This is a genomic window from Arsukibacterium sp. MJ3, from assembly GCF_000987765.1.
Classification (GTDB): domain Bacteria; phylum Pseudomonadota; class Gammaproteobacteria; order Enterobacterales; family Alteromonadaceae; genus Alishewanella.
Window position 1 is genome coordinate 86,955 of record NZ_LAHP01000010.1, and the last position, 17,740, is coordinate 104,694.

Below are 17,740 nucleotides of genomic sequence, written 5' to 3' on the forward strand. Positions count from 1 at the left end.
CTGTAGCACTACTTAGTATAATAAAACGGCCGGGGCGGAACATTACGTGATATCCAGAGTTAATCTGTTACCTGACTATAGTAAGTTATTAATCAGAACCTTGCTGCTAAGTTTGTTGTTAGTTTTATCGGGGCACAGCCTGGCCCAAGCACCTCTTTTACAACCCCTTACCCCGGATCAAGGTTTATCGCAAAGCACCGTGTATGATCTGATGATCGACAGCAATGGTTTTTTGTGGGTTGCCACCGCTGGTGGCTTAAATCGATTCGATGCGAACAACGTTAGCCGCATGTCTGGCGCTGAACATAGTTTAGATGACATCGCTTTTAGCCGGATTGTTGAAGACAAACAGGGCCGAATTTGGGCGGCGGCTGAAACTATCGGATTGTACTTATATGATAATAATAATAGTACGTTTAACTTGTTTATGGCTTTGCCTAACAATGGCGAAGTTGAGCGCTATCATGCTATTTTTGATGTAATTGACGAAGACGCTAATCATCTGTTGTTTAGCCTCGACGATGAAGTACACCGCTTAAATAAAACAACCGGCCAGAGTACCCTGTTATTTAGTTTAAAAGAGTACAATGCCGAAAGCGCGTGGTTTAGAGTGTTGTTTTTAAATGGTAATTTTATCTACGCCGGTGCTACTACTGGCCTGCTTCAGTACAACATTGCCACTGCCACGCATCAATTTGTACCTTATCTTGCTACCGAGGACGTCAATGCAGATCAGCGTCAGGTAAAACATCTTAGCAGCGCCGGCGGCCGTTTGTATATTGGAACGGTTGAAGGCTTGTACAGCCTTGACCTGGCGCAATTGGAAGACCCTAAGCGCGATGCTGAGCCACTACAACGCCAGCAAAATATTGCCAACTACAATATCTGGCAGATGCACTGGCAAGGCACTAAGGCATTAGTGGCTACCGAACAAGGTCTGTTTAGTTTTAGCAGCGAAGATAATACCCTGGAATTTCTGCTGCGTTTTAGCGATAGTCAACTTGGCCTATATGACGATAATATTCTGGACTTGGTTGCTGATGATTTTGGTGGCTACTGGTTAGCCTCCCGCGATGATGGCGCCTATTACTGGCACCCGCGCTCGCTGGCCTTTGAGCACATCAGCCGCCAGACTGCTCTTGGTAAACAGCTAAGTAACGACAAAATTTATCAACTGACTGCCGATGCGCACAATAATTTATGGCTTGGTACCAACAACGGTTTAAATAAACTTAATATCGACAGCAGCGTCACGCTCGCTTACTTTGTTTCTGACGATGCCAAAGCCGTCTGGCACCCCGGCACCATACAACAAGTGATGTTAGACCCGAATAACCCGCAGCAGTTATGGTTTACGTCTTCAACCGGACTTAACTTGTTTGATACTGTTAACGGTGAATTATTGCCACTTCCGTTGGCGAATGAAGCAAATCGGCGGTTATTAAGCAGCAGTTACTATTTTTACGTTGATAATAAGCAAGGGGTCAGTCAGGTATATTTTGGCCAGGACAGCACATTTTATCGCTATATCCCAGCCGATGGCTCGGTCACCGAACTGCAGATTTTTCAGCAGTTACCGATGCATTATTTTGCAGGTATTGTCGGTGCACTGCCCGGTAAACCGGATGAGCTACTGCTGGCAACAGCTGATCAGCTTTGGATCTACAATAGCCGCCTTGACAAGATAAGCCTTTTTTATCAGGCCTCCTCTTACCAACCTGAGTTGCAACGTTATGCTGATCAAATGGTGCTGGATAATAACGGCATTCTCTGGCTCGGCATTAACGGCATTGGCTTACTAGGTTTTGACAGCGAGTCGCTTAAATTAACACACCATTTCACTACCAAAAATAAGTTAATAGCAGAGCAAGTATATGCGCTGCAAAAAGACCATGCTGGCGATATCTGGTTTTCATCGCACAGTGGCCTTTCCAGATTACAGCCTAAAACGCTGCAAATAGAACATTTTAGTAAAGCTGATGGTTTAATGGTGCATGAGTTTAACGGCGGCGCATCAACGGTGTTGCCAGACGGTCGTATAGCCTTTGGCAGTATGCGCGGCATTACGCTGGTCGACCCAAAAAAACTGACCAGCCAAGAGCCGCGGCCTAAAGTGAATATTACCGATATTCGTGTCTTAAGCGGTAGCTTTAAAGCACAAAGTGATATTTTGAATGATAAGAATTTCAATATTAGCCATGATGATCTTGGTATACAAATTCAATTTAGTGCCATGCATTTTCGGGATAACCATAAAATGCGCTACCGTTTCTGGTTGGAAGGCCGCGATAAAATTAACTACCCGGAACAACAAACGAATAAAGTGGTATTTCCAAATCTTAGAAGCGGCCGTTATCGCTTTAATATAGTGGCTATAGCCCCACATACCGGCCTGGAAAGTGATGTTAGCTCGATAAGCTTTGTTATTGAACCTGCGCCCTGGCGTTCCCCTAGGGCGTTACTACTTTATGCCATAATAAGCTTGGGACTGTTTTATTACTTGTATCGGTTACGCCGCGAGCAACAGCGGATCATCACCGAAGCTCATCAGGATATTGCTACTAGCGAGCAACGCTTGAAACAAGCGCTGGCATCAGTAGACAGTGGTGCGTTTGAGTGGCAAGCCAGCAAAGACACCTTGTATAGCTCCAGAATGCAACTAATGCTGGGCTATGGCGACTTAATGAATCACATCACCATGCAACAGCATCAGTCGCTTATTCACCCGGAAGACCGTGATAATTATCAGCAACAATGGCAACGCTTTTTGCAACAGCCTAGCGGCAGCTTTGATATAACTTATCGTTTAAAACATAAAGAAAACGCCTGGTTATGGTTCCGGGATCAAGGCCGGGCTACTATTTTAGATAACGCAGATCGGGTGCTTACCATCACCGGTACTTATAGCAATATCACCGAAACCCGCGCCAATATGGAAAAGGCCAAACTGTTTGGCGAGGCCTTTCAACAAACGCGTGATTGGGTAGTTATTCTTGATAGTAAACAGCGTGTTATTGCTGCTAACCAGTCATTCTCAGCGGCTTTTGGTAGTGTTGAACAATATTTAGACAATCCACGTAGCCACCATTTAGGTATTAGCTTGGTTAGGCGACGTTTTTATACCCGGCTACTGCGTGAATTAAGCGCCGGCGGGCATTGGCAAGGCGAAGAACTGGTCATTACCCCTGATGGAAGAGAGCGCCCAGCGCTGATTAACATTAGCGCTATTGGTGAGCAACAACAGGTCGCGTTCTTTGTGTTAGTGTTTACCGACATCACCGCCCAAAAACTGGCCGAAGAAGAATTACGTTATCTGGCCAATTATGATGCACTGACCGGCTTGCCAAACCGCGCCTTGCTAATGGACCGCATTCTGCATGCCATGGAGCAATCACGGCGAGAGAAAAAATCGCTGGCCTTATGTTTTATTGATTTAGATAAATTTAAGCAAGTTAACGACTCGCTGGGCCATGACATTGGCGATTTATTATTAAAAGAAGTGGCCCGCAGGCTTGGCCTATCTCTGCGTGAGCGCGATACAGTTGCCAGGTTAGGCGGTGATGAGTTTGTGGTGCTGCTAGAAGGCTATCGCCGTGGTGAAAATGTCAGCATGGTGGCTCGAAAAATGCTAACTGTCGTCAGTGAGCCGATGAAATTAGGGCCACATACCGTTGGTGTTTCACCCAGTATTGGTATCGCCCTGTACCCGGACGATGCCTTAACAGCACAAGAGCTGCTAAAACATGCCGACGTAGCGATGTATCATGCCAAAGAAGCCGGTCGAAATAACTTTCAGTTTTTTACCAATGAAATGAACATTAAAGCCCATATGCAACTGGCCCGGGAAACTCGTTTGCGAAAGGCGCATCAAAATAATGAGTTTTTTAATGTGTACCAGCCTATTGTCGACAGCAAACAGCGAAAAATGGTTGGTGCAGAAGTACTGATGCGCTGGCAAAGTACCGATGGCGTTGTCTCTCCAGTTGAATTTATTCCACTGGCAGAAGAATTGCGCTTAATCATCAGCATGACTCAGCAGTTATTAGAGCGGGCCCTGGCTGATTTAAGCGAATGGCGTGCCAACGGTATCGACATCTACTTATCGGTTAATTTAGCTACCCAACATTTAGAGCAAACTAATCTGGCTAGCCATACCGCCAATCTTTTGAGCAAATATCAATTGCCCGCCAGCTGCTTAAGGTTTGAGGTAACTGAAAGTGCACTGATGAATGATCCGCAAAGTGCTATTGAAACCATGTTGGCGTTAAATGCGCTAGGTATTCAGCTAGCACTGGACGATTTTGGCACCGGCTACTCGTCACTGAAATACTTGAAACAATTACCGATTGATGCGATAAAAATTGACCGCAGTTTTGTAAGTGATATTGGCATTGATAAAAACGATGAAACCATTATCGATGCTATGCTTAGCATGGCTAATAGCCTGGGCATTTATTGCATCGCGGAGGGCGTTGAAACGCCCGAGCAACTGGCCTTTTTTACCGAGCGACATTGTGTGCTGATCCAAGGCTATTTATTCTCTAAACCGCTTAGCGCAGCACAAATTACGGTATTTTGGCAACAGCAACTTTAATTGCGGCCTGTTATACTGCGCGGCCTGAACCCTTCGTTGCCGGGAACGCTATGCAACCTCACCTGCTAAAAGGCGCACTATTACTGTTGCTGGCCGAAGCTTGCTTTGCTGGCATTGGAGCTATTGTTAAATACACCAGCGATATGGCCAGCGAAGTACAAATTGTGTTTTTTCGCAACTTGTTTGCCTTATTGTTAATGTTACCGTTTTTATATCGTCATGGCTTCGTCATGTTAAAAACTCAACGCTGGTATTTGCATGTAAGCCGAGCGCTTACTGGCTTAATATCAATGTATTGTTTTTTTTATGTGTTATCGCAATTGCCTTTAGCGCAGGCGATGATGATAATTATGTCATCGCCTTTCATTGTGCCGATACTGGCCCGTTTTTGGTTAAATGAACGCCCCAGCCGCACTACCCGCATTGGCATTGTGCTGGGGTTTATTGGTGTGGTCCTGGCGTTGCCTACCCCCGATCCAAGCCTTAATATGGTGCTTTTGTTAGCGTTATTTTCAGCTTTTTTGGTTGCCATTACTAAAACGACCATTCGAGCGATGGCCAGCACAGAATCGGCGGTACGAATAGTATTTTACTTTTCGTTACTAACGGCCTTAATGTCTGCCATTCCGGTACCTTTTTATTGGCAACCTTTGCCAGGCAGTGTATGGCTGGCATTTATTGGTATGGGTATTCTGGCGGCAATTGGCCAGCTGGCAATGACCAATGCCTTTGCTATTGCCCCAGCCAGTGATATTGGCATGTGGACATACAGCAGCGTATTATTTGCCGGTGCTTTTGGTTATTTTTTTTGGCAAGAGCCGGTAACCTGGGGTTGGGTAGCCGGGGTTATCGTCATTTTTTATGCCGGTTATGTCACTACCCGCCAACGCCTTTTTTAATACAGCTTGTAACGTAAATACGTGTAGAGATAGAAAAATGGCTTGCTACAAAGCTTTTGCCAACGATACTGGTACTGCGGCAAAGAACACGCTAAAATAGTTTCCTTTTTTTAAGCGACAACACAGGTAACAATCAACAATGGGCAAGAAGCTGCACATTAAAACCTGGGGCTGCCAGATGAATGAATATGATTCATCGAAAATGGCAGACCTGCTGGATGCAACACATGGCTATACTCTGACTGACATAGCGGAAGAAGCCGATGTAATTTTGCTAAACACTTGCTCTATCCGCGAAAAAGCTCAGGAGAAAGTGTTCCATCAACTGGGTCGCTGGCGTCCTTTAAAAGAAAAAAACCCTGACTTAATTATCGGTGTTGGTGGCTGTGTCGCGTCGCAGGAAGGCAAAGCCATCCGCGATCGTGCACCCTTTGTTGATATTGTTTTTGGTCCACAAACGTTGCATCGCTTACCTGAAATGATTAATTCAGTCCGCGGTTCACACTCGCCAGTGGTCGATGTGTCTTTCCCTGAAATTGAAAAATTTGATCGCCTGCCAGAACCTAAAGCCGATGGGCCAACCGCCTTCGTGTCGATTATGGAAGGCTGCTCTAAATACTGTACCTTTTGTGTCGTACCCTACACCCGTGGTGAAGAAGTCAGCCGGCCGCTGGACGACGTATTGTTTGAAATAGCCCAACTGGCTGCCCAGGGCGTGCGTGAAGTAAACCTGCTGGGGCAAAATGTTAACGGTTACCGTGGCGACACCTATGATGGGGTGACTTGCCACTTCTCAGAACTATTGCGTTTAGTGGCGGCGATTGATGGCATTGACCGTGTGCGCTATACCACCTCGCATCCTATCGAGTTTAGCGACGACATTATCGAAGTATACCGTGACGTACCAGAGCTGGTAGACCACTTGCATCTGCCGGTACAATCGGGCTCAGATCGGATCCTAAACCTGATGAAGCGTGGCCATACCGCCTTGGAATATAAGGCCCAAATTCGTAAGTTGAAAAAAGTGCGGCCTAATTTAAGCATGTCGTCAGACTTTATTATTGGCTTTCCCGGTGAAGACGATGCTGATTTTCAGGCCACCATGGACCTTATTCAGGCTATCGACTTCGATATGAGCTTTAGTTTTATTTACAGTGCCCGCCCTGGCACCCCGGCAGCCGACTTACCTGATGATGTTACCGATGATGCAAAAAAACAGCGGCTGTATATTTTACAAGACCGGATTAACCAGCAGGCACTGAAAATAGCCCGCAATATGCTGGGCACTGAGCAACGCATTCTGGTTGAAGGCCCCTCCAAAAAGAATATTATGGAACTGACCGGCCGCACAGAAAACAACCGGGTAGTTAACTTTGAAGGCTCGCCACAGATGATTGGCCAGTTTGTTGATGTGAAAATTACTGATGTGTTTAGTAACTCACTCCGTGGTAATTTAATCCGGACTGAAGCTGAAATGGGCTTGCGCCGCCAAGTGGCACCGGCCCAAATTTTAGCCAGACAACCCAAAGCTGACCCTTTGGGTGTCGCTACTTTTACGCCCTGAGCCGGCCATAACCGCGAGTGCACAATTGAACACTGATAACGTGAACGTAGCAGAACTGGTTCTGGAACCGGCCGACAATAATAGGTTAAAACAACTTTGTGGCCCTTATGACGATAATTTAAAGCACCTTGAACGTCGCTTGCTGGTTGATATCAGCTATCGCGATAATGTGTTTAAAATTGCCGGTCCCGATGTCAATGTTGGCGCGGCCACCGAGGTTTTACTGAAATTGTTTCAGCTAACGTCTGGCACGCGCCAGCAAGCTCAGGACCTTACCCCGGAACAGGTTCATCTAACCATCAGTGAAAATTTTGACATTCAGTATGAAGAACAACATGACAGTGCCCGCGATTTCAGCCTGAAAACGAAAAAAGGGCTGGTGAAACCCCGCAATCCTAATCAGGCAAGCTATGTGGCTAATGTGCTTGCGCACGATGTCTGTTTTGGGGTTGGCCCGGCCGGCACAGGCAAAACGTACCTCGCAGTAGCTTGTGCGGTTGACGCTTTAGAAAGTGGCAAGGTTAAACGTATTGTGTTAACCCGACCAGCAGTAGAGGCGGGAGAAAAGCTTGGTTTTTTACCTGGCGATTTAGCGCAAAAAGTAGACCCTTACTTGCGGCCATTGTACGACGCGCTATTTGAAATGCTTGGTTTTGAAAAAGTAGAAAAATACCTGGAACGTGGCATTATTGAAATTGCGCCACTGGCTTACATGCGTGGTCGCACCCTTAACGATGCTTTTATTATTTTAGATGAAAGCCAGAACACCACCATGGAACAAATGAAAATGTTCTTAACCCGCATTGGCTTTAGTGCTAAAGCAGTGATCACCGGCGATGTAACGCAGATTGACTTGCCACGCAGTCAATACTCTGGCTTGAAACATGCTATCGATGTTTTATCTGACGTTAACGAAATTAGTTTTAACTTTTTTACTGCGAAAGATGTGGTACGACATCCCATAGTGCAGCGTATTGTGCAAGCTTATGAAGCGCACGAACTGGAAAAATTATCGGCCAAAACTGAATAATGGGCATCGTACTGGATTTACAACTGGCCAGCTGCCATGCCGAATTGCCAACAGAACATGATTTTGAGCGCTGGATTAACGCCGCTATTCAACCGTTTCAAACCGAAGCAGAAGTCACGGTGCGCATTGTCGATAACCCGGAAAGTCAGCAACTTAATTTGCAATATCGTGGTAAAGACAAATCCACTAATGTACTGAGCTTCCCATTTCAAGCACCTCCTGGCATGGAATTGCCGCTGCTGGGCGATATAGTTATTTGTGCGCCGGTTATTGCGAGCGAAGCGAGCCAGCAACAAAAAGTACTTAACCACCACTGGGCTCATATGGTGGTGCACGGTTGCTTGCATTTATTGGGGTTTGACCATATAAATGACAGCGATGCTGAAGAAATGGAAGCCGAAGAAATTCAGATCCTGGCTAGTCTTGGTATAAATAATCCCTATTTGTTAGATGATAACTAGGGCCTGTTTACGCTTAATTATTATTAATCATGGAGCATAAGTTCACGAATGAGTGACGACAACCCCCACTCTAGCCGCGGTTCTGCCGGCAAAACCTGGTTAGAGCGTATCGCCAGTATTTTTAGTGCAGAACCACAGGATATTTCAGATCTGGTCGAGATAATAAGCGAAGCAGCAATGCGCCAACTTATTGATAGTGATACGAAAAGCATGCTGCAAGGCGTGTTAGATGTATCAAAAATGCGGGCACGCGACATTATGGTGCCGCGCTCGCAAATGGCCACCATCGACATTGAACAGCCAGTTAGCGCTTTTTTACCCATTTTGCTGGAAAATAACCACAGCCGATATCCGGTGGTTAACGAAGATAAAGACCACGTCGAAGGTATTTTACTGGTAAAAGATTTATTGCAATTCGCCCTTAACCCAAATCAAACTGACTGGCATATTCGTGATTTTCTGCGCCCTGCCGTTATTATTCCGGAAAGTAAGCGGGTTGATGCACTGTTAAAAGAGTTCCGGCAAAAGCGTTACCATATGGCCATTGTTGTGGATGAATATGGTGGTGTATCTGGGCTGGTTACCATTGAGGATATTCTGGAACAGATTGTTGGCGAAATTGAAGATGAGCACGACGACGAAGAAGATAACGACATTAAAAAAATGGCTTCCCGGGTGTTCCAAGTCAGTGCCCTGACGCCACTGGATGAGTTTAATGAAAGTTTTGGTACCGGCTTTGACGAAGAAGATGCTGATACTATTGGCGGCATAGTGTTGCACGCCTTTGGCCATATGCCTGAGCGCGGCGAAAGCATTCAACTGGGCGATCTGACCTTTAAAGTCAGTAAAGCCAATAGCCGTCGCCTGCTGCAACTGCAGGTTATTAAAGCAAAAGAGCCTGTTGCTGCTGAGGACGCCTAATCATCGCTACTGTTACCGCTAAAACCACCTTTGTTGTGCTACTGCTAAGCGGCGCCGGTGCGTTAAATACCTTAGCTTTTGCCCCATTTACTTTTTGGTGGCTGCCGTTTTTTACTTTAGCGTTGTTAAGCGCGGTGATCAACCGGGCCCGTAGCTGGCGGCTAGCGGCTATGGCCGGTTTTATTTATGGTCTGGGTTGGTTTGGGTTTGGTATTAGCTGGGTCCACGTCAGTATTGAGCAGTTTGGTGGCTTACCACTGGCAGCAAGCCTGGGGCTTATGGCCCTGTTAGTTAGCTATCTGGCATTGTTTCCGGCCCTGGCGGCACTGCTTAGTTACCGTTTACGCCACGGTGTACTCACGTTTGCCGCAGTGTGGGTTGCGGTTGAATGGCTGCGAAGCGTGTTATTTACTGGTTTTCCCTGGCTGTCGCTCGGTTATAGCCAAACCTCTGCTGGTTTAGCCCCTTACGCACCCCTGATTGGTGAAACGGGTATTAGTTTTATACTTGCCGCCAGCGCTGCCGCGCTGGCGCGGGTATACCAGAGAGCCCCCTTATTAACGCCATCGCTTTTAACGCCAACGCTATTACACAGAATTGTGCCACTGGTTCTGGCAGCAGTAGTACTGGCAAGCGCTCCGTTATTGGATAGGATGAAAGGCTGGCACACCAGTGATCGCAGCATTAGCGTGGTAATGGTTCAAGGTAATATTAAACAGGAGTTACGCTGGCAGCCAGAGCAAGAATGGCTCACCATGCTGAAGTATCTTGACCTTACCCGGCCACACTTCGTCAATGCTGATATTGTGATCTGGCCCGAGGCCGCTATACCGCAATTAGAACCGCTGGCTGAAGCCTTTCTGGACAACCTGAACCGAGCGGCATTTTATAACAATACGGCTGTTGTTACCGGTATTCTTGACTATAACCTTAAAACAGAACAAGCCTGGAATAACTTAATTGTGCTGGGTAAAGATAAGCCCGAGGCAACTGAAGGCCAATATTTTTATGGCCATAACAACCGTTTTAGTAAACATCATTTACTGCCTATTGGCGAATTTGTGCCAATGGAAAACTGGCTACGTGCTTTGGCCCCTATTTTTGACTTGCCCATGAGCTCTTTTAGCCGGGGCAGTTTTGTGCAACCAAATTTACTGGCCAACGGTTATCACTTGCTTAGTGCCATTTGTTTTGAAATTGCCTTTCCCAGGCAAATTCGGGCGAACCTAACTAACGATACTGATGTTATTTTAACAGTAAGCAACGATGCCTGGTTTGGTGACAGTATTGGCCCGCATCAACATTTACAAATTGCCCAAATGCGCGCCCGCGAGTTTGGCAAACCGGTTTTGCGTGCTACCAATAACGGCATTACCGCCACAATAAATGCCGATGGCAGCATCCGGCAGCGGTTACCGCAGTTTAAAGAAGCCGTATTGCTGGACACTGTACCACTTAGCATCGGCCATACTTGGTATAGCCGCTTTGGCGATTGGCCCTTGGCGTTATTTCTGACAGTATTCCTAGCTAGCGGATGGCTGCATCGTCATTTTCGCCAGTCTTGATTTTAATTGCGTCACCCAGCCACCTAAACTGCTAAAGCTCTACACTTTTTTAAGGTTGTACGCCTGATAAAAATCAGCTGAATTACAAATTGTAACAAATGTTTAGTTAAGCCCTAGCATAGAAATTACACAAAACAACACTTTTCGGGAACTTTTCATTTATGGTTGCATTGGTGCTTTTTCTGTGAAAAAACTTTGTTCATGCTGAATAAAACAGCAATGCGATAAAGCGCTATTAAAGCGCTATAAGCATCAGATAAAATCAGCAATATGACTGATTGAAACAAAATCCAGAGGAAGTACCTAAATGAAGTTTAATAAATTATCTACCATCGCGACCGCCACCCTGCTGGCGATGGGTTTTACTGCTGCTGTGGCAGCATCTGATCGGGTTGTTATTCAGGTTGATAACAGCAAAAAAGGCGTGGTTAAAGCGCTGACCAAACAACTTGGCGGTGACGTAAAAGTTGATGCGGATGGCTTTATTGCGGCGCAATTCAGCGGCAAATCATTAAGTGAAATCAAAGGGCTGTTAAATAATCCACATATTACGTTAGTAGAAGAAGACCAGTTACGTAAGCCATTGGCAGTGTACAATGATGACTTGGGTAACCCTATGACGGAGCAGTTAACCCCCTATGCGGTGTATCAGTCGCAGGCCAATCAAGTTGCTTTAAACCTGGGTGCGGGTATGAAAGTTTGTGTTATAGACTCTGGACTGGACCGCTCTAACATCGATTTTGACTGGGGCAATATTAGTGGTGACAATAACTCTGGCACGGGTAATTGGGACGTAAATGGCGGCCCACATGGTACTCACGTAGCAGGTACGGTAGGTGCTGCAAATAACGGCGTTGGCGTGGTAGGAATGGCTCCTGGTGTCGCCATGCACATTATTAAAGTATTTAATGCTGCCGGCTGGGGTTATTCATCCGACCTGGCTTTTGCAGCACAGAAATGTACCACAGCCGGTGCCAATATTATTACCATGAGCTTAGGCGGTGGTGGTGCTAACAGTACCGAGTCTAATGCCTTTGCTACTTTTACCAATAACGGTGGCTTAGTGCTGGCCGCAGCCGGTAACGATGGTAACACTACCCGCTCTTACCCTGCCGGTTATCCGTCAGTAATGATGATTGGCGCGAATGACGGCAATAACGCTATTGCTGATTTCTCGCAGTTCCCAAGCTGCAGCAGCGGCAAAGGTAAAAATGCGACCAATGATGAAACCATCTGTGTCGAAGTAACTGCCGGCGGCGTAGACACCCTGTCTACTTACCCTGCTGATGGCGCAACATCTTCATCACTGTATGCAGGTACTAGCGCGTTTGCCTCATCTGCGATGGAAAACACCGGTTCAGCAACTGGTAGCACCTTCTTTATGGGCGAAGCGACCAGCACCAACAGTGGCGCTGCCGGTAAAGTGTGCGTAATCGACCGCGGCACTATTTCATTCCATGACAAAGTGAAAAACTGCGAAACCTCAGGCGGTATCGGTGCCGTGCTTATTAATAACGCAGCTGGCATGCTGTACGGAACTTTAGGTGAAGGCACCGCCAACACCACCTCTATTCCTGCGGTAGGTGCTGCACTGGAAGATCGCTCTGCGCTGTTAGCAGCTAGCAGCATGACCGTAACAATTGAAGGCAGTGATTACGGCTATATGAGCGGCACTTCAATGGCAACACCAGCAGTAGCGGGCGTGGCCGCTTTGGTATGGTCTAACTTCCCAAGTTGTAGCGGTACTGAAATCCGCAATGCCTTAAAAGCTTCGGCTCAAGATGCTGGTGCAGCGGGTAAAGACGTATACTTCGGCTATGGCATTGTTAAAGCTAAAGCCGCATACGATTATCTGACGGCCAATGGTTGCGCTGGTGGCGGCACAGGTGGTGGTGGCGGTACCGAACCAGCGCCATGTAAAGGCGGCCCAAGAAAATGCGGTTAAATTGCTAACATAAACAATAAGCCGGTTTACTGCCGGCTTATTGTTTTATAACGTAAAAGACTCGCACTATACTCTGGACAATAAAAAATACGCACTTTTGGCTTTAGTCACTTTAGTCATTACTTTATTTTGCTCATCATCAGGATATCCATTAGACTGACAACCTTTGCTTGGTTTTCCGATGTAACTAAAACACTATGACAGTTTTCTTCAGGTTAACAATGTTGGCATTGTAGCCCCCTATGTTATTCAACAGTAGGGCTTTGATGACGACGACCGTTTATTTAGCAGCAAGGCAGAAATTGTAATGTCATGTTGTCATTACATTAATAATGGAACATTAGCCCACTCTAACGAATAATTTTAACACCAATTTCCAGTTCAACCGGCTGTTGCAGTTTTTGTTCAATACGCTGCTTAACACGGTCCATAATGGCATCATCTACTGCACTACCCGAGACTAATGTCAGGCTTATTCTAAGCGGTGTCCCGGGTCTGACACTAACATCCCGCAGTTTTACTTCATCTAATTCAAACCCATCCAGCTGCTGCACTATTTGGTGTTCTGTGACCATATGGCCAAAACCAATTGCCAGTGGAATACACAAAATAACCGCCAGCGTTAACGTTAACGCCAAGCCACGTTTAGCCCGGTGAAACGGGCTGTAACCCAAAAACATAAAGGTGACTACTGCAGCTAAAATAATCCCCACCAGGTTGGTTAAGAACAACAGAAAAGCCCCCCAAAATACCGTAAAATCAAGCCAGCCCAGGCCAATACCCGCTACTGCCAACGGCGGCACCAGTGCCACAGCAATGGCAACGCCCGCCAGGCTTTTTGCCACTTCGGCTCGCGCATGAGCGTAAGCGCCGGCAACACCCGATATGACCGCGACGCCTAAATCTAATAACGTTGGGCTAATTCGGGCCGCAATTTCGCTGTTAATGGTGGTCAGTGGTATAAACCAGGTAGCAACCATGGCGCAGCCCATGGCCAGCCCCGTGCCGACGGCAATGCTGCGACTGCTTACCAGCATTAAACTTTCATCCTGGCGCAGGGTACCCAGCGCCATGGAAATTATCGGCCCCATTAGTGGTGCCAGAATCATCGCGCCAATAATGACCGGCGTAGAATTAGCAAATAAACCAAATACGGCCAGTAAGGTTGCCAGCACCATCAGTGTTAAATAAGAAGGCGAGGCTTTGGCACTTTCACGCATGGCCATAAACAATTCTTTAAACTCGTCCGTTGCCGCATGATGGATCCACGGCAGCGCATACGTTACCAGCTCAGTTTTTGCCTTCCCGGCAGGCAATGCCTGGGTTTTAACCACTTCTTTGCTTTCAACCTCTGTATCCTCCAGCGCCAGGTGGCGACCGGGGGCCAGTTGCAACACCCGTGGCTCTACTTTTAATTGCAGCATTGTACATTTTTCAATCAAGCCATCATGGGTATAACTGATCACTTTAGGGCTGGTGATGATCAAGCTGCGACTTTTAATATGGCCAACAAATGACGGATGATGATTATTCCAATAATGACGTAAAAACAACGAGGCAAATAAAAACCGCAGCATTTCAAACACCGAACGCGGCGCTAACACCAGAGCATGCAACATGCCGTCATTTACACTAGAGTCGGCCACCAACCGGCGCGACAGTACTGAACTACGGCCATGCTCAACCACCACAATTCCCAGAGCGGCGGTATCAATAATTTTTTCTTTATGGGTGGTCATTTTAAAGGCGTTAAACGTGACCTCACCAATACCACTGACCAGCCGGGCAAAGCGTTTTATGCGCTGCGCTAAGGGTTCGGCTAAGGCTTCGCCTGGTGTTAAGGTCAGGGCATCACCTATTACCACCGAATTAAATACCGGCACGTCATTACACAGCAATAAGTCAGCCGCTATCTGGACAGTATTTAACGCATCGGCCAGTGCATCATCCATTTTACCGGCAATGCCAAAACCATAACGGGCATGTTTCATTTCCGGATGTGGTAGTAATGCCAGCGTAAGAGGCTGCTGTTGAATTTGCAACACTACATCACGCAACTGTTCATCGCTGAGGTAACATACGAGTCGGCTGCCCGGGTTAAAGCAGACCGGCTGTTCCGGGTTAAATACCTGAAGCCTAAGCGCACTAAAGTCATCACCCAAGCGTTTAGCTAGCAATGGCATTACCTGCTGCTGTACCCGCTGCGCATCTAAATCCGCATACAATAATATAATCGGCTGATCTGTTAGCTGACGTTTATTCATCGATACTGCCGTTTACCAGTTCAGCAATTTCAGCCAAACGTTGCATTGCCCGACCATTTACAGATTTTTTCGGATACTGACCGCGCCGATTTAGCTCGCCAGTCTCCTCACCCGTTAACAAACCAAGTGCCTCATCCACTGTTTTTACGACAAAAATATGAAATTTTTGCTGTTGCACCGCCGCAATAACCTCATCCCGCAACACCAGATTTAGCTGATTACTGGCGGGAATAATTACGCCTTGCTCACCGGTCAGACCGCGGGACTGGCACAATCGGAAAAACCCTTCAATTTTTTCGTTAACCCCACCAATGGCCTGCACCTGGCCATGCTGATTGATAGACCCCGTGACCGCCAGGCTTTGCTTAATGGGAATGTCGGTAATAGCAGAAATAAGGGCGCACACCTCGGCTAACGATGCACTGTCACCATCGATATGCCCATAAGATTGCTCCATAGCAATATTGGCACTTAAGGTCAGTGGGAATTTACGGGCATATTTGGCGCCGAGGTAACCCGTTAACAGCAATACCCCTTTAGAATGAATGGCTTTACCAAGCTCTACTTCCCGCTCAATATCAATAACGCCACTAGAGCCGGCAAATACCGTAGCACTGACTCTGGCCGGCGTACCAAAGGCGGTGTCACCAATTTCCAGCACCGTCAAACCATTGATTTTACCAACCGCCAGGCCTTCCGTATCAATTAATATTTGCCCTTCCTGAATGTCTTCTAAAAAACCTTCACTTATCCGGCCAGTGCGGTGCTGCTTACCTTGCAGCGCTTGCTGCACATGGCTTTCATTTAAAATATCACTCTCCGTTTGCGCGGCGTAAAAACAGGCCTCACGCACCAGCTCCAGTACATCAGCAAAACGTGCCGACAGTTTACGTTGATGCTCTGCCTGGCGGAAACTAAACTGCAATAATTGGCGCAAGCCACATTTTGTTAGCTGATTAATGTTAAGTTGCTGCATTTGCAGCTGGATCTGTCGTGACATAAAGCTAAGGGTTTGCTCGTTGTAAGGCAAATAATGTTCAAAATCAGCCAACACCCTGAACAGCTCGTTAAATTCCTCGTCTACCTCTTGCACCAGATAATACAAGTCACGCGAGCCAAGCAACACCACTTTGACATTCAATGGAATGGCCTTGGGCGTAATAATAGTGGAGTTGGTTACCGCATGCTCGCTTAAGGTGTCAATAACCACTTCACCAGATTTTAAGGCCAGTTTTAGTGCATCCCATACCGGCGCTTGTGATAACAAACGGTCGGCATCCAGAATAAGATAGCCACCATTAGCTTTATGCAACGCACCGGGCCGGATCATGCGATAGTTGGTATACAGAGCACCACTGGACGAATTGTATTCTACCCGGCCAAACAAGTTGCCATAGCTGGGGTTAGGTTCAAATATAATTGGGGCGCCAGCCATGGCTTCATGATGCACTAATACATTAGGTACAAATTCTTCAACAAATATTTCCCGGCTGTCGATCTCTTCTTGTTTTTCGCCGTCTGATTCATCCGGCAGTAACTCCAGCACGGCTTTTACCAAATGTGGCCGCATCTCTTTTAGGTACTTCAGTACACCAAGCTCGGTACTGTAATCATGCTCCATTTGCTTTAGCATTGGCTTAATCGCTTGCTCTATCGTTTCGTTGCGCAGCGTACGCAGGTTTTCCGATAACTCCCGCTTCCAGCGCGGCAGCTCCAGCAACGCATCATTTAGCACGGTTTCCAGTTCTGACACCAACGCGTAAAAATACTGACGCTGCTCATCAGTCATTTTGCTAAATTCACTGTCATCCAGCGGTTTGCCGTCAATAATTGGTGAAAAACTCACCGCACCATTGTCTTCGTACAATACTACTTGTTTTTCCAGTGCAATTTTTTCAACCCGCTCTATCGCTTGCTCGTAACGATCGTCGAACTGACGGGCAATAGATTTTTTCTTGCGCTGATAGCCCGGATTATCAAACGCCGCCGGAAAGGTATCCAACAACTCGTCAATTAATGCTTCTATTTTTTTTACCAGGATCCGACCATCGCCAGGTAACAACCTTAAGGTATTTGGTACCCGTTCATCTTCAAAATTATTCAGGTAGCACCACTCATTAGCCGTGGCTTTCTCTGCCGCCGCGTGTTGCAACACATCCTGAACCAGAGTAAAGCGTCCCAGTGCCGGCTCACCCATTACATACAGGTTATAACCTGGCATATCCATGCCAATGGCAAACGCCAGTGCTGACTTGGCGCGTTCCTGGCCAATAAAACCAGGAATAAGTTCAGCCGTGGCCAGCGCCAGCTCAATTTGAGCATCGTCCAATTGTGGGCCAAGGTGAGCAGGTTCCAGTGCTAACGGCAAATGGGTGTGGGTCATGTCATCCCTTAATTAAAGCTTGTGCAATTGCCGACATACTACCAAAAACCCGGCAAGCTGTGCGGGCTATTTTGCTTTTTTGGCCTGATGTTGCAAGACAATGATTAAAGAAAA

General features: G+C 46.8%; 10 protein-coding genes. 8 read left to right on the top strand and 2 right to left on the bottom strand.

The window, feature by feature from the left end; all coding sequences use genetic code 11:
* Positions 1–46: 46 nt before the first annotated feature.
* The 8 genes from VT06_RS09260 to VT06_RS09295 all read left to right on the top strand — a co-directional run bounded on the left by VT06_RS09260 (position 47) and on the right by VT06_RS09295 (position 12,979).
* A complete protein-coding gene (locus tag VT06_RS09260) occupies positions 47–4,594 on the top strand; it encodes an EAL domain-containing protein (RefSeq protein ID WP_235357397.1) in 4,548 nt (1,515 codons plus the stop codon).
* Between the two features lie 50 nt (positions 4,595–4,644).
* On the top strand, positions 4,645–5,493 hold the full coding sequence (locus VT06_RS09265; RefSeq protein ID WP_046554071.1) for a DMT family transporter: 849 nt from the start codon (positions 4,645–4,647) through the stop codon (positions 5,491–5,493).
* 139 nt (positions 5,494–5,632) lie between these two features.
* Positions 5,633–7,057, top strand: a complete 1,425-nt coding sequence (gene miaB / locus VT06_RS09270) for a tRNA (N6-isopentenyl adenosine(37)-C2)-methylthiotransferase MiaB (RefSeq protein ID WP_046554012.1) — start codon at positions 5,633–5,635, stop codon at positions 7,055–7,057.
* 25 nt (positions 7,058–7,082) lie between these two features.
* Positions 7,083–8,087: a PhoH family protein gene (locus tag VT06_RS09275; RefSeq protein ID WP_046554072.1), complete on the top strand. Its 1,005-nt coding sequence runs from the start codon at positions 7,083–7,085 to the stop codon at positions 8,085–8,087.
* Complete coding sequence (gene ybeY, locus VT06_RS09280) at positions 8,087–8,548, top strand: rRNA maturation RNase YbeY (protein WP_046554013.1); 462 nt, start codon at positions 8,087–8,089, stop codon at positions 8,546–8,548. The genes VT06_RS09275 and ybeY overlap by 1 nt, the downstream gene beginning before the upstream one ends.
* Before the next feature lie 48 nt (positions 8,549–8,596).
* The gene (locus VT06_RS09285; protein WP_046554014.1) at positions 8,597–9,469 is read left to right on the top strand and encodes an HlyC/CorC family transporter; all 873 of its coding nucleotides are present in this window, start codon (positions 8,597–8,599) and stop codon (positions 9,467–9,469) included.
* Between the two features lie 35 nt (positions 9,470–9,504).
* Positions 9,505–11,034, top strand: a complete 1,530-nt coding sequence (gene lnt, locus VT06_RS09290; protein ID WP_235357398.1) for an apolipoprotein N-acyltransferase — start codon at positions 9,505–9,507, stop codon at positions 11,032–11,034.
* Between the two features lie 307 nt (positions 11,035–11,341).
* On the top strand, positions 11,342–12,979 hold the full coding sequence (locus tag VT06_RS09295) for a S8 family serine peptidase (RefSeq protein WP_046554016.1): 1,638 nt from the start codon (positions 11,342–11,344) through the stop codon (positions 12,977–12,979).
* Positions 12,980–13,329: 350 nt separating this feature from the next.
* On the opposite strand, the gene VT06_RS09300 is transcribed toward VT06_RS09295, so the two are convergent.
* Positions 13,330–15,243: a TIGR00341 family protein gene (locus tag VT06_RS09300; RefSeq protein WP_046554017.1), complete on the bottom strand. Its 1,914-nt coding sequence runs from the start codon at positions 15,241–15,243 to the stop codon at positions 13,330–13,332.
* Complete coding sequence (locus VT06_RS09305; protein ID WP_046554018.1) at positions 15,236–17,626, bottom strand: Lon protease family protein; 2,391 nt, start codon at positions 17,624–17,626, stop codon at positions 15,236–15,238. Before VT06_RS09305 ends, VT06_RS09300 begins: the two co-directional genes overlap by 8 nt.
* Positions 17,627–17,740 lie beyond the last annotated feature (114 nt).